The 20,659-nt window shown below is 55.4% G+C and carries 12 protein-coding genes; all 12 read left to right on the top strand.

What is annotated here, in order from left to right:
* The first annotated feature begins 216 nt into the window (after positions 1-216).
* The 12 genes from rpiA (at position 217) to zwf (ending at position 20,641) form a co-directional block, all read left to right on the top strand.
* On the top strand, positions 217-885 hold the full coding sequence (rpiA, locus tag FEF65_RS07555; RefSeq protein ID WP_138239197.1) for a ribose-5-phosphate isomerase RpiA: 669 nt from the start codon (positions 217-219) through the stop codon (positions 883-885).
* A 154-nt stretch (positions 886-1,039) separates the two neighbouring features.
* On the top strand, positions 1,040-1,801 hold the full coding sequence (locus FEF65_RS07560; RefSeq protein ID WP_138239198.1) for an oxygen-binding di-iron domain-containing protein: 762 nt from the start codon (positions 1,040-1,042) through the stop codon (positions 1,799-1,801).
* Positions 1,798-3,990, top strand: a complete 2,193-nt coding sequence (locus tag FEF65_RS07565) for a PAS domain-containing hybrid sensor histidine kinase/response regulator (protein WP_138239199.1) — start codon at positions 1,798-1,800, stop codon at positions 3,988-3,990. The genes FEF65_RS07560 and FEF65_RS07565 overlap by 4 nt, the downstream gene beginning before the upstream one ends.
* The gene (locus FEF65_RS07570; RefSeq protein WP_202978244.1) at positions 3,991-5,010 is read left to right on the top strand and encodes a cytochrome-c peroxidase; all 1,020 of its coding nucleotides are present in this window, start codon (positions 3,991-3,993) and stop codon (positions 5,008-5,010) included.
* Positions 5,007-8,111, top strand: coding sequence for a PAS domain S-box protein (locus FEF65_RS07575; protein WP_170304431.1), 3,105 nt, complete (start codon positions 5,007-5,009; stop codon positions 8,109-8,111). The genes FEF65_RS07570 and FEF65_RS07575 overlap by 4 nt, the downstream gene beginning before the upstream one ends.
* 80 nt (positions 8,112-8,191) lie before the next feature.
* Positions 8,192-10,303: a hybrid sensor histidine kinase/response regulator gene (locus FEF65_RS07580; RefSeq protein WP_238701253.1), complete on the top strand. Its 2,112-nt coding sequence runs from the start codon at positions 8,192-8,194 to the stop codon at positions 10,301-10,303.
* A gap of 732 nt (positions 10,304-11,035) precedes the next feature.
* Positions 11,036-12,070 carry a tRNA preQ1(34) S-adenosylmethionine ribosyltransferase-isomerase QueA gene (gene queA, locus FEF65_RS07585; RefSeq protein WP_138239200.1) on the top strand — a complete coding sequence of 345 codons (1,035 nt, stop codon included), beginning with the start codon at positions 11,036-11,038 and terminating at the stop codon, positions 12,068-12,070.
* A gap of 46 nt (positions 12,071-12,116) precedes the next feature.
* Positions 12,117-13,721, top strand: a complete 1,605-nt coding sequence (locus FEF65_RS07590) for an NAD+ synthase (protein WP_138239201.1) — start codon at positions 12,117-12,119, stop codon at positions 13,719-13,721.
* A gap of 51 nt (positions 13,722-13,772) precedes the next feature.
* The gene (locus FEF65_RS07595) at positions 13,773-14,111 is read left to right on the top strand and encodes a P-II family nitrogen regulator (protein ID WP_138239202.1); all 339 of its coding nucleotides are present in this window, start codon (positions 13,773-13,775) and stop codon (positions 14,109-14,111) included.
* Positions 14,112-14,202: 91 nt separating this feature from the next.
* Complete coding sequence (glnA, locus tag FEF65_RS07600; protein ID WP_194149433.1) at positions 14,203-15,636, top strand: type I glutamate--ammonia ligase; 1,434 nt, start codon at positions 14,203-14,205, stop codon at positions 15,634-15,636.
* A gap of 160 nt (positions 15,637-15,796) precedes the next feature.
* Positions 15,797-18,547, top strand: a complete 2,751-nt coding sequence (gene glnE / locus FEF65_RS07605) for a bifunctional [glutamate--ammonia ligase]-adenylyl-L-tyrosine phosphorylase/[glutamate--ammonia-ligase] adenylyltransferase (RefSeq protein ID WP_138239204.1) — start codon at positions 15,797-15,799, stop codon at positions 18,545-18,547.
* Between the two features lie 93 nt (positions 18,548-18,640).
* Positions 18,641-20,641, top strand: coding sequence for a glucose-6-phosphate dehydrogenase (gene zwf / locus FEF65_RS07610; RefSeq protein ID WP_138239205.1), 2,001 nt, complete (start codon positions 18,641-18,643; stop codon positions 20,639-20,641).
* Positions 20,642-20,659: the final 18 nt, after the last annotated feature.

Consider the following 20,659-nt stretch of genomic DNA (forward strand, 5'->3'; position numbering starts at 1 on the left):
CCGGATTTGTGCAATTTGTGCTGTGCAGTCTCGTCATAAATATGTGGAGGGGATTTTTCTGCTATGCAGGGGATGATAAAAAAACGTCTGGCAACCCTCCTGCCGGGGTAAAACCGACAATTTTAATGTCGTTTTCATTTTGCCGAATGCGAGGGAAACAGCTAGCCTGCCTCATTGATAACAATACAGTGTTGCTGATAAGTGAAGGAGGGGAAGATGACCCAGGATGAAATGAAGAAAAAAGTGGCCGAAGCTGCCCTTGCGTATGTCAAGGCGGGTACCATTGTGGGTGTGGGTACCGGTTCAACAGCGAATATGTTCATTGATGCACTCGCCGGCATGAAGGATGAGATTGTGGGTGCTGTGGCGAGCTCCGAGGCAACAGCAGCCCGTTTGGCCGGCCATGGCATCCCGGTGATGGACTTGAATGAAGCACTGACACGGGTTGATTCACTCTCTGTTTATATCGATGGGGCTGATGAGTTTGATCCGGGCCTTAATCTGACCAAGGGGGGCGGTGGCGCCCTGACACGTGAGAAGATTGTGGCGGCTGCCTCTGACAGTTTTGTCTGCATTGTCGATGAGAGCAAGAAGGTTGAGCACCTGGGGGCGTTCCCTCTGCCAATCGAGGTGATTCCGATGGCGCGTGAGCTGGTCGCTGCTGTGGCCAGTAAGCTGGGTGGAACCCCTGTGTTGCGCAGCGGTTTTACTACCGATAACGGCAATCTGATTATTGATGTGCACGGACTGAAAGTGACCGATGCCCGCGCACTTGAAGATCATTTGAACAGTGTGCCGGGTGTTGTCACCAACGGTATTTTCTCTCACCAGGGGGCGGATGTGGTGTTGATGGGTACCCCGTCGGGTGTTGAAACGATTCGCTAAGGAATCGCTGATTTTTGCCAGGAGGGCATCAGTCAGTATCTCCTTAAACGCTGTTTTTTTGTATAAAAACAGCTGATACAGTAGCACTGGCAACTGGCGGCGTCCTTTCTGATCGTCAGTTGCCCGCTCTTTCGGCAGGGCAGGAGGTTCATTGATGCAGTCCGGGCAGTTTGAAGAGGCAATCAGGGTTGCAGATGATATCTACTGGGTGGGCTTCAGCGATGAGCAGGCCCATCTGCACTGCAATCCGTATCTGCTGATTGATGGTACAGGTGATGAGCTTGAGGCGGTGCTGTTTGATCCCGGTTCACTGACCGATTTTCCCAAGGTGATGCGCAAGGTACTTGAGCTGGTGAACCCGGCCAGAATCTCGCTGATTGTCGCCCATCATCAGGATCCTGATGTGTGCAGCAATATTCCGGTGGTCGAGGATATTATCGGCAGAAATGATCTGAAGGTTGCTGCCCATACCAATTCAATCCGCCTGATTCGCCACTACGGCATTCAGTCCGCCTTTTACGCGGTTGAGGACCACGATTATGCCATCCGACTGAAAAGCGGGCGGGTGCTGGAGTTCATGTTCACCCCTTACCTGCACTCACCCGGTGCAATCGTGACATACGATACAAAGACCCGCAGCCTGTTCACCAGTGATATCTTTGGTGCCGTATCCGGTAACTGGGATCTGTTTGCCCGCGATGATTCCTTCCTTCCCCGCATGGACAGCTTTCATCAGCTCTATATGCCATCGAACCGGGTATTGAATCACTCGCTTTGCCGGATGCAGAAACGCTGGCAGATCGATCGCATTCTTCCCCAGCACGGCTCCGTGATTGAGGGTGCCCTGGTTCCCCGCGCCTTTGAACATCTGAAAGCATTGCCGTGCGGAGTCGATTTGACGGGCGCCTTTACGTGAAGCTGCGTATGCCGGATTTCGATTCGGATCACGCAGCCACGATCAGTCGTGCACTGGTGGAGAATGCGCTGCGTATGCGCAGCATGGCTTTCTTATCACAGGTCAAGATGTCGCTGATGCTGGATACGCTCAAGTCGGATGGCGGCTCCCTGAGTTATATGCGGAAAATAAAAAACTCGGTGAGTGGCAATTTCGACGACTGGGTGACGTTGCCGGTCAAAATATCCGAGGAGGCGAGGGAGCTGCAACAGATTACGCTGACCATGGAGCGTCGGCGCGAGGAGTTGCGTTCGTTTCTGGCCGAGCAAACGCAGGCACTGCGTAAAAGCGAGAGCCGTTTTCGCCAGCTTTTTGATCTGATTCCCGATGGTGTAGGGGTCTATCGCCATGGTTGCTGGCGCTATCTTAATCCTGCTGCAGTGGCGATGTTTGGTGCCAGTGACGAAAGGCGTTTGATCGATACGGCCGTGATCGATCGATTATGTCCGGAAAATGCAGCCCTGCTTGCCGGTCAAATGGAGATGTCAAAAGGGGTGTTTGAAGAGCGCCTGCTGCGACTGGATGGCAGCGAGTTCTGGGGTGAGCTGCGCAGCTGTCAGTTTGATGACCAGGGCACCCCTTCTGTGCTGCTGGTGATGCGCGATATTACCCGTCGCAAGCAATCTGCAGAGCGCATTCATCTCTTACATGCTGCCATTATGCAGAGTGATGAGTCTGTGATGATTCTTGATGCGGCAGGCGTGGTTGAGCTGGCTAATCCGGCTGCCGCACGATTGTTTGACTGTACGCCCGAGCAGCTGGCCGGCCGGATGGCCGCAGCGTTGTGTGGCGGCGAGAGTGGCAAGGCTCTCTGCGACAGGATTGATGAGTGCGTTCAAAATGGTCAGTCATGGAATGGTGAGCTGACGCTTGGAGAAGGGGAAGACGCCCGCATGATTGCACGCCGGGTTTCTCCCGTACTTGATGCACATGGTCGGGTGTGTCATCAGATTGTAGTCGACCGCGATATTACCGAGGAGCGGCGCCGGCTTGATCGCATGGAACATGTCCAGCGCCTGGAGAGCCTGGGGGTGCTGGCAGGCGGAATTGCGCATGACTTCAATAACCTGCTGACCGTGATTATGGGCCATACGGCAGTGGCCAGAACAGGTGCCTCTGACAATGTTGTGCTTGAAAGTTTGCAGGTGATCGAGGCAACAGGGCAGCGGGCGGCCGAGTTGTGCAATCAGATGCTTGCCTACTCGGGTAAAGGGCAGTTTGTGGTCCGGCCTCTGGATCTGTCGGAGCTGGTACTCGATATGGTGCGGCTGCTTGAAATATCGATCGCCAAAAATGTGCAGCTCCGCTATGAGCTGGCGACCGCATTACCGGCGGTTGAAGTGGATCTCTCCCAGATACGACAGGTGATCATGAACCTTGTCATTAATGCCAGTGAATCGATGGATGGCGGTAATGGTGAGGTGGTGGTCGCCACCGGCGAGGCAACGCTTGATGGCAAAGCCCTGCAGGAGATGGACGGTGGTGATGATACGGCGCTGCCCGGTCGATATATCTGGCTGGAGGTAAGGGATAACGGTTGTGGCATGGATGCTGTAACCAGACAGCGCCTGTTCGAGCCGTTTTTTACCACCAAGTTTACCGGGCGGGGGCTCGGCATGAGTGCGACACTCGGTATCGTTCGTGGCCATCGCGGGGTGATCAGGATCAGTTCCCTGCCCGGGCAGGGTACCACCTTCAGGGTATGGCTGCCGGCAGCTGCCGCCAGTGCGGAGAAGCTTGCAGCTCAGGCCGAAGAGGTCGGGCTGCGGCCGGAATTACACGGGCGGTCGATTCTGGTGGTCGATGATGAGGAGGCGATACGGTCTGTGGCCGCATTGATGCTGGAACATGCCGGTTTCAGGGTATGGCAGGCTGCTGACGGCATGGAGGCGATTGCCCAGCTTGAAGCTCATCGGGATGATATTGATTGTGTTCTGCTTGATATGACCATGCCGAGAATGGGCGGGGAAGAGGCTTTTGGCGAAATGCGGCGTATCCGGCCGGATATCCGCGTGGTGCTTTGCTCGGGTTATGATCAGGAGACAGCAACGCTGCATTTTACCGGCAAGGGACTGGCCGGATTTCTTCAGAAACCGTTTACCCCTGCACAGCTGATCGCCAGATTGCATGAGATTATGGGAGACGGATAGATGCGAGGGAGATTGTGGACCGCCGGCATAGTGATGGCATTGTTATGGCCGGGCTATGGCCTGGCCCTTGAATTATCGGGCGAGCCTGTGCAGCCGATTACCCGGCTGAATGTGGATGCTCAGAAGGTCGCGCTGGGCAAAAAGCTTTTTTTCGATGTTCGCCTTTCGCAAAACCAGTCGATTTCATGTGCTCATTGTCATGATCTGGAGGAGCATGGCGGTGCGGACGGTTTAAAACATTCGTTCGGCGTCGAAGGGCGTGAGGGGGCGGTCAACTCCCCGACTGTATTTAATGCGGCATTGAATTTTGCCCAGTTCTGGGATGGTCGTGCCACGACCCTGGAAGAGCAGGTGGACGGGCCGGTGACCGGTCATGTCGAAATGGCCTCCAGCTGGCCGGAAGTGGTCAGTCGCCTTGCTGCCGATGATGTATTTCGCAACGACTTTAACCGTATCTACCCGACAGGTCTGACGGCAGACAATATCAAAAATGCCATTGCCGAGTATGAGCGCACACTGCTAACGCCCGGCTCCCGTTTTGATCGCTATCTGAACGGTGATGAGGCGGCGATTACAGCGGATGAGAAGCGCGGCTACCGGCTGTTCAAGTCATATGGGTGTGTTGCCTGTCATCAGGGGCGGAATGTCGGAGGCAATCTGTTTCAGGTATTGGGGGTGATGGGCGACTATTTCGCCGATTATCCGGCTGAAAACAGTGCCGGGCGCGGCCGCTTTAATGTGACAGGGCTGGTGGAGGATATGCATCGTTTCAAGGTGCCTTCACTCCGGCTTGCCGTGCTGACTGCTCCCTACTTTCATAACGGCAGTGCCAAAACGCTGGCCGAGGCGATCCGGGTGATGTCGAAATATCAGCTTGGCCGTGATATTCCCGACGATGATTTACGCGCTATCATTGCATTTTTATACACGCTTCCCGGCAGCTATGCCGGTCATTCACTCGAACCTTCTGATCGTGAACAGTTGAATTTTACGCCAGCGACGGCCCTGGTGACGCCATGAAGCCTGTGATGATGCGTTTGCACTTTCTGGTCCTGCTGCTGCTGTTGATGGTGGTGGTATGGCAATTCCGTCAGGTACAGGACTTTACCGACGATTTGACGCACCGGGTGCATACGGATCTTGAGCAGATCATCAGTCTGGATGCACGCAGCGAGGTGGATATGCTGCTGCTGCAAAATCATCGGGTCAGTAATTATGATCAGCTGACAGAGGATCTGATTGAACTGAACCGTGTTTACAAACAGCTGGAGATCAATCTGGCCGGCATGGCTGAGATGACCGATTCGTTACAGACGCTTAAGGCCACGATTGTATTGCAGACAAAAGCAGCCGAGGCCTTTAAAAGTGATCTGGGCATACTGCTCAATTCGCAGCGTTATCTTCCTGTTCTGATCAACCAGATCAGTGAACAGAAGCCCGGCATGCGGGTAGCCCTGACACAGCTGAATCGCGATCTGTTCGAGTGGCTGCTTGAGCCCAACAACAGTGATCTTTTCCGCTCGATCAGCCAGCAGCAGGTTGCCCTCAAAGAGGCCGGTTTGGTGCGGCTGGAGCATCATGCGGATGTGCTGCTGCATTATGCGCCGCGTATCCGTGAGCATGTGGATGCGGTTGCCCATTGCGGTACGCCGGAAAGCATTGCCCTTGTCGCGACACGCTTTGATATGCTCTATGGCCGGCAGTTGCAGGCCCACCAGACCAATCGTCTGTGGCTGACAGCGCTGGTGATGGCGCTGCTGGCCTATCTTGCCTTGCTGCTTTATCGGCTCTCTCTCTCCATGCGTAACATCCATGCCGCCAATGTGCAGCTGTCCGAATTGCAGCAACAACTTGAGCAGGATCTGCAGGCACGCACCGAGGCGGAGCAGCGTTTCCGGCAACTGTTCGAGTCTATTCCGGATGCCGTGGGTGTGCATCGGGAGGGTAAGTGGCTATATGTGAATCCGGCTGCAGTTGCCATGTTTGGGGCGAAAGCGACGGATGAGCTTGTCGGCAGCAGTGTGCTGGAGCGGGTGTATGAAGAAGACCGGCCCGCTTTTGTGCGGCAACTGCAACGCTATGTCAGTGATGGCAATGGATCACCGTTACTGGTGCAGCGTAATTTGCGCATGGATGGTACGGTATTTACCGGTGAGGTGCGCGGGGTACCGTTTGTTGAGGCGGGTGAAACCGTGGTGCTTGAAGTGGTGCGTGACATCAGTGACCGGCTTGATGTTGAAAACAGATATAGCAAGCTGGTGGCATCCTCCTCGGCTGCCATTATGACCTATGCCGATGGTCATTTTTTATCGGCCAATCCTGCTACGTTATCGATGTTCGGTGTGGTCTCGGAAGAGGATTTCCGTCAGCTGTTGCTGGCAGACCTTTCGCCATCACTGCAACCTGACGGGCGTGATTCGACGAAGGCCATCGCCGGGCATATCCGGGCGGCGATGACGGATGGCGCATCCCTGTTTACATGGATCTGTATTCGCAGCAGTGGTGAGACCTTTCCTGTGCAGGTGCAGTTAACGGCGCTGGAGCTTGATGGTCAGCCGGTATTGCAGTGGATTGTCACCGACCTGAGCGAGTTCCGTCAGATGCAGGCGGAAAAAGCACGTCTGGTTGCAGCTCTGCAGTATTCGGCGGAAGCAGTGATTATCAGCGATACCGAGGCGCGTATTCAGTACGTGAACCCGGCCTTCGAGCGCCTGACCGGTTTCACCTTCGCCGAGGTAGAGGGGGGATTCGCCAGTGTACTGCGTACAGCAGGGACCGATACTGCGATCTATGAGAAGATGCTCGCTACGGTCAATGGCGGTAAGGTCTGGAAGGGCGAGATGGGAATCCGTCGCAAGAGCGGTGAAGAAATTCTGACCGATCGCAGTATTGCACCGATTTTTGATGAGCAGGGCAAGGTGGTCAGTCATGTGGCGATGCTGCGCGATGTGACTGAAGAGAAGCAGCAGGCACAGAAGCTGGAGCATACCCAGAGACTGGAGAGCCTGGGTATTCTGGCGGGTGGTATTGCTCACGACTTTAACAATATTCTGACTGCCATTATGGGCAATGCAGCCATGGCTGAGCGGGCGCTGGATATGGCGTCACCGGCCAGAGTGTTGCTGGGCAGAATCGAGGAGTCCTCCCGTCGAGCCTCGGAGCTGTGTCGGCAGATGCTGGCCTATTCGGGGAAAGGAAAATTTGTTGTCAAACCGCTGAATATATCCTCGCTGGTAATGGAGATGACACGCTTGATGGAAGTTTCCATCAGTAAAAACGTCGTACTCAAATATCATCTGTGTGAGCAGCTGCCTCTGATTGAGGCAGATGCGGCCCAGATTCAGCAGGTGGTGTTGAACCTGATCACTAATGCCAGTGAGGCCATTGGTGAAAAGAGCGGTGTTATTGGTTTTACCACCGGTGTCATGCATGCCGATGCCTCCTATTTGAGCGGTTCGGTGGCGCGGGTGACGCTACCTGAAGGCCGTTATGTATTTCTGGAGGTGTCGGATACCGGTTGCGGTATGGATGCTGCCACCGTTGAGAAAATATTTGACCCGTTTTTTACCACCAAGTTTACCGGCAGAGGCCTCGGCATGAGTGCTGTGCTGGGTATTGTGCGCGGTCATCATGGTGCACTGCGGGTGTATAGTGAGCCCGGTCGCGGTACGACATTCAAGTTGTTGCTGCCGGTGATGGATGAGCCGATGGAGGCACTGGCTGCGGATCATACCGGCGAATGGGTTGCCCCGGTGGGCGATGGCGTTGTCCTGGTCGTGGATGATGAGGAGACGATTCGCGAAGTGGCTGCAATGATGCTGGAGGATATGGGGTTTGAAACGATGACGGCAGAGGATGGTCAGGATGCTGTGGAGGTGTATCGCCAGCATGGTGACCGGATTGTTGCCGTATTGCTCGATATGACGATGCCCCGGATGGATGGGTCGGAGTGTTTTCGTGAGCTGCGTCGCATCAATGCGGATGTGAAGGTTGTTTTATCCAGCGGTTATAACGAGGAGGAGGCCACGACCCGTTTTCTGGGGAAGGGATTGGCAGGATTTCTGCAAAAACCATACTCACCTGCAGCATTGCGGGAAACGATGGCCGATATCATCAGGTAACGTATCGAGGGTGGCTGCTTCACGGCTGGTTTTGGCTGGCCGGTTATGCTATACACAATCATCAGGAAGGGGTCGGTTGCATGAGCTTTGCTGAAACATGGGTGGTGACCACCGGCATTCAGATGCAGATGTTGCGGAGATGTCTGCTGGTGGCGATTGCATTTGTCGCGGTATTCGGCATGGCGAACCTGATGGCCGGCCTGACGATGCTGGCTGTCACCGAGCTGGCAATGATTGTCACTCTGGCCGGATTGATGCTCTGGAGTCATTTTAACGGGCCACTCGGCTTACTCAAAAACCTGTTCATTCTTCATCCTGTGGTGCTGTTCTCGACCCTGTTTTTTGCCGGTGGCAGCTATGAGATCGGTTTTATCTGGAGTTTCGGTATCCCGTTTATCGGTTGTATGGTGGCTGGTGTACGGGCAGGGCTGATCTGGAGCCTTCTCTATGTGGTGATCATTGCGGCCGGCAGCCCGTTTTTCTCCGATTTTGATCTGCTCAAGCTGCTTTACATTGGCCTTGCCTATGTACCCTTTACCATGATTGCCCTGTTTACCGGTTATGCGATGGAGAAGATCGGCGCCTTCAAGGATGCGTTGCTCGATGATACGACCAGGCGCTTACGCCATGAAGAGCATGCATTGAACGAGAGCCGGTTCAATCATCGCGCCTTGCTGGATATGATGCCATATGCCATCGGTGTCCATCGCGACGGGCGCTGGATTTACTGTAATCCGGCGGCGGCCCGCCTGCTTGAGGCGGCAGGACCGGAAGAGATCATCGGTACAAACATTTATGACTATGCCCATCCCGAAGACCATGCCCGCCTGCAGGAGCGGGTTCGTCATATGGCCGGGTCGGGGCGGCCTGCACCTGTACTTGAGCTTGCGGTGGTACGTCGTAGCGGGAGAGATGTGACCATCAAAATGCAGTCTTCGCCTGTGATGATTGAAGGCGGGCCGGCGGTGCTGGTGACGGCGGAAGATACCAGTGAGCGTATGCAGCAGGATCAGGAAAATCATGCCCTGAAGGCCCAGCTCGAACATGCCCAGCGGCTTGAATCTCTCGGGGTGCTGGCAGGTGGTATCGCGCATGATTTTAATAATCTTCTGACCGCTATTATGGGCAATGCCGAACTGGCGCAGGGGGTGGTGGGCATCAAGTCACCTGCAAATACCTACCTCGGCCATATTGTCACAACCTGCGATCATGCGGCCGAATTGTGCAAACAGATGCTCGCTTATGCCGGCAAGGGCACCTATGCGCTGGAAGTGCTTGATATCAACGAGATGATTCGATCGATGGGGCGTTTGATCCGGGCCTCTGTCGGCAAGAATATCGCATTGAAAATCAAGCTGTATCCCGATCTCCCCGGTATTGAGGGTGATGCGGCCCAGATTCAGCAGCTGATTCTTAACTTTATTGTCAATTCTGCCGATGCCATTGGTGCTGCCGCAGGTGAGATCAAGGTATCCAGCGCTGTACGCGAGATGGCGCGCAACGAGCTCGATCCTCTCTATCACGGCGCGGAATTGCCGACCGGGCAGTATGTGATTATTGAGGTTCGCGATACCGGTTGTGGCATGGATGCAGAGTTGCAGGCGAAAATATTTGATCCGTTTTTTACGACCAAAAAAACGGGAAGCGGGCTTGGGCTTTCGGCTGTACTGGGTATTGTACAGGGGCACAAAGGGGCAGTGCAGTTGTTCAGTGCACCGGGTAAAGGCACGGTGTTCCGGGTCTATCTGCCGGTGACGGATCAGAAAGTGAAAGAGAAAATGGTGACCACGATGGAGGTGGCGGCCTGGCGTGGTGATAATGGCATGGTGCTGGTGGTGGATGATGATCAGCGCGTACGCACCGTGGCAGAGACATTTCTGTCGAAACTCGATTTTGATGTGCGCAGTGCGGAAGATGGTCAGCAGGGGGTAGAGCTGTTTGAGCGCTATCATGATCAGCTGGTGGCTGTGCTGCTGGATATGACCATGCCGGTGATGGGGGGCGTTGAGGCGATGGCCGCCATGCGTGCCATCGACAGAACGGTACCGATTATACTGGTTTCAGGTTATTCCGAGGTGGATGCCGGCACCCTCTTGACCGGCGATCGTCCGGATGGCTTTTTACAGAAACCGTTCAAGGCGATGGTCCTTAAATCCGTCCTGTATGAAATCACGCACCAGCAAGGTACCTGAAGCCACGGGGTGGCTTCAGGTACCGCGATAGTTGCACATAACCGAAGCCACGGGGTGGCTTCATGATGCGCGATAGTTGCACCCAACCGAAGCCACGGGGTGGCTTCAGGTACCGCGATAGTTGCACCCAACCGAAGCCACGGGGTGGCTTCATGATGCGCGATAGTTGTACCCAACCGAAGCCACGGGGAAGGCTTTCAGGTACCGCGATAGTTGCACATAACCGAAGCCACGGGGTGGCTTCATGATGCGCGATAGTTGCACCCAACCGAAGCCACGGGGTGGCTTCATGATGCGCGATAGTTGTACCCAACCGAAGCCACGGGGTGGCTTCAGGTACCGCGATAGTTGCACATAACCGAAGCCACGGGGTGGCTTCATGATGCGCGATAGTTGTACCCAACCGAAGCCACGGGGAAGGCTTTCAGGTACCGCGATAGTTGCACCCAACCGAAGCCACGGGGTGGCTTCATGATGCGCGATCGTTGCCCCCAACCGAAGCCACGGGGGCAGCACTGCAGCAACAGGGTAAGTAAAACCGGTTCGCTATTAAGCGGTGTATCAGCATTTTTACGCACAGAAAGGCCGGTGATGGCGTCTGCCATTGATGTGCCCGCCTGCTTGTAAGGCGGGCAGTTCACACTCCTCTGAGTCACGTCTCTATTTTGGCAGTGAACGTATTTTTGAATTGCCCTGTTCCATTGAAATGGTTGCCGAGTAGTCTTCGCCGTCATGCGAGTCAGCGATTACGATTTTGATCTGCCCGAGCAGAGTATCGCCAGCCAGCCATTGCAGCAACGGGATGCTTCCCGCCTGCTTTGTCTGAGTGAGGTGAATGACGATTTTAGTGATCGCCGTATTGTCGATCTGCCACACATGGTGCAACCCGGTGATGTCTGGGTGGTGAATGACACCAAAGTGATTCCTGCCCGTCTGGTTGGCAGCAAACAGAGCGGCGGCCGGGTGGAGATCCTGCTGCTGGAGCCCACCGATAAAACCGATGTCTGGCGCGCCTGGGGCAAGGCCAACAAGCCTTTGAAGGAAGGTACGATGATTACCTTCTCCGACACCTTTACGGCGACGGTTCTGGCGCGTGAAGGCAAGGATGTGCTGGTGCAGCTGCAGGCTGACGATGTGGCGGCGGCGATTGAGACGCATGGCCATATGCCGCTGCCGCCCTATATTGCGCGCCCCGATTCTGAGGAAGATAAGCAGCGTTATCAGACGGTGTTTGCCCGCCATGCCGGCGCAGTTGCTGCACCGACTGCCGGCTTGCATCTGACGACCGAGCTGATGGCTGCCATGCAGGCAGCCGGGGCCGAGTTTGTGCATGTCACGCTGCATGTGGGGCCGGGTACCTTTCAGCCGGTTCAGGTGGAAGATGTCGCCGATCATATCATGCATGAAGAAGCCTATATCGTGCCGGCGGAAACCGCCGAGGCGGTGAATCGGGCCCGGCAGCAGGGGCGGCGCGTGGTGGCTGTGGGAACGACCAGCCTGCGTACGCTGGAGGCCGCCGGCCAGAGCGGGCAACTGCTTGCCGGAGCCGGTCGTACATCCATTTTTATTACGCCCGGTTATCATTTTCGTATGGTGGATGCCCTGCTGACCAATTTTCATTTGCCTAAATCGACGCTGCTGATGCTGGTTTCAGCACTGGCCGGTCGGCAGCGCGTGCTGGCGGCATATGAGCACGCCAAGCAGGCGGGTTACCGTTTTTATTCCTATGGTGATGCGATGTTTGTGCCGGGCCGGACGGAATCGTGATAGCGTTGACTGAATATATGGGTTGCTTGTTCTCCGGAGGCGAGAAATGAGAATTCTGATATCCCAGATGATGCCCCGCGTCGGCGAGATGGAGGGGAATGTCCGTCAGATGATGCAGGCGATGGCGCAAGCAGAGTCAGGGCTTTGTGATCTGGTGGTGTTTTCCGAGTTGTGTATCACCGGCTATCCGCCTGAGGACCTGCTGTTCAGGCCCGCTTTTATGGCGAAGGTGGATGAAGCGGTTGCTGCAGTCGTGGCAGCCAGTCGGCAGAGCTGCGTGGTTTTCGGTGCACCGCGGCGGGAAGGTATTCACCTGCGTAACAGTGTGATACTGGCCCGTAACGGAAAAGTGGTCGGCATTTATGATAAACAGCGCCTGCCCAATTACGGTGTGTTTGATGAGCAGCGCTATTTCACCCCCGGTACTGGCCGCCAGTGTGTGTTTGATGTCAATGGCTGGCGGGTAGGGGTCGGCGTATGTGAGGATCTCTGGCATGATGATCTGGCCGCCAGTCAGGCGGGCATCGCCTGCGATGTATGGCTGAATCTGAATGCATCACCGTTTCATCTGGGTAAACAGGCGGACCGTGAGGCACTGGTTGCCCGCAGGGCTGCGGCCTTCGCAACACCACTGGTCTATGTTAATCCGGTGGGTGGGCAGGATGAAGTGGTATTTGACGGTGGTTCACATGCAGTAGATGGCAATGGCAATATGTTATTGCGGGCCCCTCTGTTTGAGCCGTGGCAAGGGGTGCTTGATCTTGGCTGTGTCGGCGTCACTGCTATTGAACCGGTCGCTGAACCGATGGCACAGATTTATGCCGCCCTGGTGATGGGGGTGCGCGATTATGTGCGTCGAAATGGCAGCTCACAGGTGGTGATAGGACTCTCCGGCGGTATCGACTCGGCCCTGACGGCAGCGATTGCCGTTGAAGCTCTGGGTGCAGCCAATGTGCTCGGCGTGCTGCTGCCATCAAAGTATTCCAGTGATCACTCGATTGCCGATGCCGAGGCACTGGCGATCAGCCTTGGCATCGAGGTGATCACATTGCCGATCAGTGGCGGCACCTTCGCTGTTGAAGCGATACTGGCCGATACCTTTGCGGCCTGGGGTACAAGTGCGCCCGATGTGACCGAAGAGAATATTCAGGCCCGTATGCGTGGCCTGCTGTTGATGGCCATCTCCAACAAAACAGGGCGTATGCTGCTGACAACCGGTAATAAATCGGAAATGGCGGTCGGCTATGCCACCCTGTACGGGGATATGGCCGGTGGCTTTGCCGTGCTCAAGGATGTCTATAAAATGCAGGTGTTTGCACTCTCCCGCTGGCTGAACCGGGAGCGTGAGGTGATTCCGGCCAACACCATCAGCAAGCCGCCTTCGGCCGAATTGCGTCCGGATCAGAAGGATAGTGATTCATTACCTGACTATGCCGAGCTTGATGCCATTCTCAGTGCCAGCATCGAGGAACGTCTGAGCGTGGATGAAATTGCCGCGCGCGGTTATGATGCCGAAGAGGTGCGGCGTGTGGTGCGCATGCTGCAGCTGGCCGAGTATAAACGCCGGCAGGCGCCTCCAGGGGTGAAAATTACCGAGCGCGCATTCGGGCGGGATCGGCGTTATCCGATTACCCATGGCTTTCGCGAATAGCAGGCAGAAAAAAGGTTAAGTAGCAGAATCCCGTGCAGAAAGGAGCAAACATTGAAGAAGATTGAAGCAGTGATCAAACCGTTCAAGATCGATGATGTAAAGGATGCCCTGGGTGAAATGGGGATCGATGGCATGACCATTACCGAGGTGAAAGGGCATGGCCGTCAGAAGGGACATACCGAGCTTTACCGCGGGGCAGAATATGTGGTTGATTTTGTTCCCAAGGTAAAAATCGAGATGGTTGTCAGCGAAGAGCGGGTCGAAGAGGCCGTACAGGCCATCTGTGCAGCAGCCCGAACCGGCAAAGTCGGTGATGGTAAAATTTTCATTTCGCCGGTTGAGCAGGTAATCCGTATTCGTACCGGCGAACGTGATCAGGATGCAATTTAAACATCGGTTGCCAAGCTGAATATCTTGTGCCAAAGTCGCGCATCCGATCTGACCGGGTGGGATTTTTTGTATAACTATGAAGGAGTACATTGTGAGTAACGCAGTTCAAAAGGTCTTTGACCTGATCAAAGAAAACGAGTGCGAGTTTGTCGATGTCCGCTTTACTGACACACGTGGCAAATGGCAGCACGTTACCTATCCAATCCATCAGCTGAGTGAAGATTCATTCGAAGACGGCTTCGCCTTCGACGGATCATCCGTTGCCGGCTGGTGTGATATTAATAACTCAGATATGGCTCTGATTCCTGATCCGGCAAGTGCAAATATCGATCCCTTCTTCGAAGCTTCCACGCTGGTTCTGGTTGCTCAGGTGATCGACCCAATTACCGGTCAGGAATATAACCGTTGCCCGCGTCAGATTGCACAGAAAGCGTTGAACTACATCCGCTCTGCAGGCATTGCTGACACCGCATACTTCGGCCCTGAGCTCGAGTTCTTCATTTTCGACGGCATCCGCTGGAACAACGATATGGGTGGCTGTGGCTACCAGATCGAGTCCGAGGAAGCAGCATGGAACTCCGGCAAGAACTTTGCTGATGCGTCCGAAGGCATGATGCGCAACTCCGGCCATCGTCCGCGCGTCAAGGGTGGTTACTTCCCGGTTCCGCCAATCGACTCCCTGCATGAGATCCGCAGTGACATGTCTCTGGTCATGAGCGATCTGGGCATCCACATGGAAGCGCATCACCACGAAGTGGCGACCGCTGGTCAGTGCGAGCTGGCAATGAAGTTTGCCGAGCTGATTCAGAAGGCTGACGAAGTACAGTGGTACAAGTATGTGGTACACAACGTTGCTCATGCCCATGGCAAGACCGCAACCTTCATGCCTAAGCCAATCTATGGCGACAACGGCTCCGCCATGCACGTTCACCAGTCTCTCTGGCTCAATGGCAAGAACCTGTTCGCAGGCGACAAGTATGCCAACCTGTCTCAGGAAGCACTGTGGTACATCGGTGGTATCATCAAGCATGCCAAGGCTCTGAACGCAATCACCAACGCTTCTACCAACTCCTACAAGCGTCTGGTTCCTGGCTTCGAAGCACCTGTGATGCTGGCTTACTCCAACCGTAACCGCTCTGCGTCCATCCGTATTCCGGTTGTTAACTCCAATCCGGCTCGCCGTATCGAAGTTCGCTTCCCTGACTGCACCTCCAACCCGTATCTGGCCTTCACTGCCATGATGCTGGCAGGTCTCGACGGTATCGCGAACAAGATTGATCCGGGTGCAGCTGCAGACAAGAACCTGTATGACCTGCCTCCGGAAGAAGGCAAGCTGATCCCGACCGTTTGTGGTGGTCTGGAAGAGGCTCTGATTGCACTCGATGCAGATCGCGACTTCCTCAAGGTTGGCGGCGTCATGGATGATGACATGATCGATGCCTACATCGAGCTGAAGATGGAAGAGCTCAACGAAGTTCGTATGCGTCCGCATCCGAAGGAAATGGAACTCTACTACTCCTGCTAATCCAGCCGGATTTGCTGATCAGGAAAGGCCGCCCATCGGGCGGCCTTTTCTTTTTTATGGCGCAGGTTTGCCCGGATGGTAATAAATCAGTCATCGCCTGGCAGACGGGCATACATCGGTACTGATTCTCACGTTGTCATCAAACGGTTATAGTTATGCAATGAGCGAACCGATTGATCAGCTGTTAACAGATGTCCCCCAGTTCCTGCATGCCGATGTGCGCAGGGTATATGCCCATTCGCCGCTGTTTGCCATGCTGATGCGCACAGCCACCCCGGCAGAGTGTAAAAGACTGTTTGTGGCGGCGGATGCGATCGCGCTGCCGGATGCCAGTGCGAGCTGGATTCCTGATTGTGACAGCAGTGATCTTGTCACCTGCATGCGCCATTTGCGTCAGTGCAAACATCGGGGCCATCGTCATCTGATCTGGTGGGAGCTCGGCCTGCATGGCGATATGGATCGCTCCTGTCAGGCCATCGCAGACTTTGCCTCCGGGCTGCTTGATCAGGCGCTGAAGATGGCCATGCGCCTGATTGCTCCGCGTTACGGGGTGATCGAGGCGGGGCGTTTCTGCATTATCGGGCTGGGCAAGCTTGGCGGCCGTGAACTCAACCTCGGTTCGGATGTCGATCCGCTGTTCATCTGGCAGGGGGAGGGTCATAGCTCAGGCGGGCGGCAGTCACTTCCTGTGGACGAGTATTATATGCACCTCTCGCGCATGCTGATTCGGTTGATGAGTGAGCGAACGGCCGATGGCATTGTCTGGCCGGTGGATATGCGCCTGCGTCCGGGTGGCGACGGTTCGGCCATTGCCCTGCATCTGGAAACAACCCTGTCGCACTATCTTGAGTATGGTCAGACCTGGGAGCGGGCGATGCTGATCAAGTCGCGGCCGGTGGCAGGTGATCTGCTGCTCGGTCAGGCCTTTATCGAAGGTATTACACCATTTATTTATCGCCGCTATCTCGATTATACCACGGTGGTTGCGCTGGCTGATATGAAACGCCGTATCGACGGGCAGGCCGGTAGTGGCGGCATTGCTGCCGGTTTCGATGTCAAACGGGGTCGTGGCGGAATTCGTGAAATCGAATTTATTATCCAGTCGTTGCAGCTGTTGCATGGTGGCCGCAATGTGGCACTGCGGGTGCAGCCGAGCATGCAGGCGATCGATCTTTTGCAGCAGTCCGGCATTATCAATGCGGAAGATGTGGCTGAACTGAAGCAGGCCTATCGATTCTGGCGGCGGATGGAGCATGCCATTCAGGCGAGGCGGGGAGAGCAGACGCACCGGTTACCGGATGATTACCGCCCATATCTGAGCGCTGCCACCGGTATCGAGGATATTGAGCGGCAGATGATCCACCATGCCGCGATCGTTGAAGGTGCATTCAGCCGCTTTGTTAAACCGGCCGATAGCGGTCAGCCGGAGGCGAACAGCTGGCTGACCGGTCATGCGGATGCCTTGTCATCGGTTGTTGAGGCGGATCGGGAGCGGATCGTCATGTCACTGCAGCGGATTGATGAATCGCTGGCCAGAGGCATGCTTCCTGAGCGCAGCCGGGGCGAGGTTGAGCGTATTCTGATCCGTGCCATGCCGCGCTGGCTCGATGATGAAAATGGTGTCACCGCACTTGAGGCTTTTGCCCGGCTTATTCACTCGATTTCCGGTCGTGCCACCTGGATTGATTTGCTGGCAACCCATCAGGGGGCACTGGACTGGCTGATCGGTGTGCTCTCAGCCAGCCAGTATCTGGCCGATCATATTGTCAGGGATCCTTCGTGGCTTGAGTGGCCGCTGATGGTGGAGCGCAGTGAAACAGATATTCATCATATGGTGGCCGAGCTTGATGGTTTGCGCGATTACGATCATGTCGAGCAGATGCTGGCTGATATCGGTTACTGGGTGGATCGTGCACGACTGCTGTCGGCACTGGCTGTGGATGCCCATACCGCCGATGCCATGACCATTGGCGGCTGGCTGGCCGATATCGCCGATGCGGCGACGGCGGCGACGCTGCGCCTGTGCCTGCATCAAATGGATTTGCCGGCAGATTTTCCATTTGTTGCACTGGCGATGGGGAAGCATGGCTCACGTGAAATGGGGCTGGTATCCGATCTGGATATGGTGTTTGTGCTGGCCGATGAAAATCCTTCCGGCATGGTCGGGCGGCGCAGCATGGGTGAGCATGCCCAGCGTATCGGCCGGCGCATGATCCAGTATCTGACCGGTACACCACCGTACGGAGCCGGTTACGAGTTTGATGCCCGTCTGCGCCCATCCGGTCAGTCGGGGGTGCTGGTCACCAATATCAGCGGTTTTCGCGACTACCAGTTAACCGATGCCCAGACCTGGGAGCATCAGGCCTTATGCCGTGCCCGTCCTGTCGCCGGCCCGGCTGCTGCACGGGAGATGGTGGCCAAACAGGTGGCGTCCATTCTGGATCTGCCGCGCAACCATTCCGCTCTGGCGGCAGAGGTGATGGAGATGCGTGAGAAGATGCTTGCTCACCTGGCCAGCAAAGAGAGTGATATCATCAATCTGAAGCAGGATGCCGGCGGACTGGTTGATATTGAGTTTCTGGCCCAGTACGCGCGTCTGGCCTTTGGAGGATATCAGCGAAGAACGGTTGATCTGCTCCGGTCTCTGCCTGATTCTGCACCGGATGCATGGCATCAGCAGGCCGAATGGCTGGCAGAGAGTTATCTGATCTATCGTCAGATGGAGAATGCACTGCGGGTGGAGTTGTGGCGCTCGATCGGCCATTTGCCCAATGATCCGGCGGCCACCGAGTGGGAGACCATGCGGCGGCATGCCGCCATTCACTCACCCTTGCAGTTAAAAGAGCGCATGCAGCGGGTCCATGACTGCTTTCATCAATTCATGGCAGCGGAGCTGGACCGTTGCGGGTGATTTCCTTGGCGCACGCGATGACGCCAGAGTAGCGTGGCGCTGCTTTTCTGAACCATATTACTGCGGATGGCCGCAATTTCTGGATGTGACTACATGAGCGATCAAGGCGGCCCGGAGGGTTTACAGGAACTCTTTACGGCACTGAATCTGCAGGAGGATGCACCCGATCCCTGCATAATGGTGATCTTCGGTGCTTCGGGTGATCTGACCAAGCGACTGCTGATTCCATCGTTGTTTAATCTCTACTGCGATAATCTTCTGCCGGATGCCTTTGCCATTCTCGGTATGGCCATGGATGATTTTTCCACCGAATCATTTCGCGACCGCATGAGCGAGGATGTACGCAACTACTCGCGCCAGGATCAGTTTGATGACCATGCATGGTCGGTCTTTTGCGATAAAATCCATTATATGCAGGGGCGTTTCGATGATGCAGAGGCATTTGCCCGGCTGAAGACGTTTTTGCAGGCACTCGATGGCCGTTACGATGCCGGTGGCAATATCCTCTTTTATATGGCTACACCTCCAGCTGTTTTCAGCATGATCTCTACCGGTCTTGAGGCGGTGGGAATGAATGAGGAACATGATTACTGGCGGCGTATCATTGTTGAAAAACCGTTCGGGTCGGACCTTGATTCAGCCCGTCAGCTCAACCGCCAGATTCTCACCTACTGGAAAGAGAGTCAGGTCTATCGTATCGATCATTATCTGGGTAAGGAGACCGTGCAGAATCTGCTCGCCTTCCGCTTTGCCAATGGCATGTTCGAGCCGTTGTGGAATCGTACCCATATCGATCATATCCAGATCACTGCCACTGAGCAGGTGGGTGTGGAGTGGCGCGGTGGCTATTACGATAAATCGGGTGTGGTCCGCGATATGATCCAGAATCATCTGTTTCAGATGATGGCCTACCTTTGCATGGAGCCGCCTGTTTCATTCGAATCCGAGGCTATCCGGAATGAGAAGTTCAAGCTGCTCAGTGCGGTGCGGATCATGGAGCCGGAAGAGGTACGGGAAAATGCCGTACGTGGTCAGTATGGCGAAGGTGTGAAGCAGGATGGATCACCGGCGAAGCCGTATCGACAGGAGCATCTGGTGCATCCGGATTCGAATACCGAGACCTATGCGGCCGTGAAGTTGCGCATTGATAACTGGCGCTGGCACGGGGTGCCGGTATTCCTGCGTTCGGGGAAGGGGTTGCGTACCAAATCCACCGAGATTGTTGTGCAGTTCCGCAGGGCACCCGAATTTACCTTCCGTGGTACACCGGCTGCCGGTCAGCTGGAAGCCAATCAGCTGATTTTCCGCATTCAGCCCAATGAAGGCATTGAGCTGCGTTTTCTGGCCAAGCGGCCGGGCCCGTCGATGCATATGCGCAAGGTCAATATGAACTTTGAATATGACGAGGCCTTTGTGACCCATCCGGGCACCGGTTACGAAACCATGTTATATGATTGCATGCGCGGCGATGCATCGCTGTTTTCCCGCTCCGATCTGGTGGAAACATCCTGGCAGATTGTGCAGCCGATTCTGGATGTATGGAAAAGTGAAAAGGCGCGCGATTTTCCCAATTACCCGTTCGGCTCATGGGGGCCGAAAGCGGCCTTTGATCTGCCCGCTGCAGCCCACAGGCGCTGGCTGGCCCGCTCGCCGAAACAGGCGTTGTCCCGTGTGCCGATGTTTGAGGGATCAGGCACGACGATGATCAATGCCTTTGCCATGATGCTCAAGCCGCGTGTGTATAATGCAGGTGACGAGATTGTCCGGCTCGGTTCTGTGGCCGGTGAGCTGTTCATTATCGAGCAGGGGCGGGTGGAGATGGTGGATGCCCGTGGCTGGGTGAAAGGGGAGCTGAGTGACGGGCAGGTGTTTGGTGAGCTGAGTCTGCTGTTAACCAAGGAGCGCCAGGCAACGATGCGTGCATTGACCTATTGTGCGATCTATACGCTTGATAAGCGTGATTTCAGCAAGGTGTTGATGGATCGGCCGCAGTTTGCCGAACGGATGATGCAGGTGGCGCGTGAGCGCTATCATGTGATTGTGAATGCCAATGAACTGATGACGGGTGAGTCGGCGAAGATTGCGGACAAATAACAGGAGAGTGGAAATAAT

It is taken from the genome of Mariprofundus erugo (genome assembly GCF_005818865.1).
GTDB classification, from domain to species: Bacteria; Pseudomonadota; Zetaproteobacteria; order Mariprofundales; family Mariprofundaceae; genus Mariprofundus; species Mariprofundus erugo.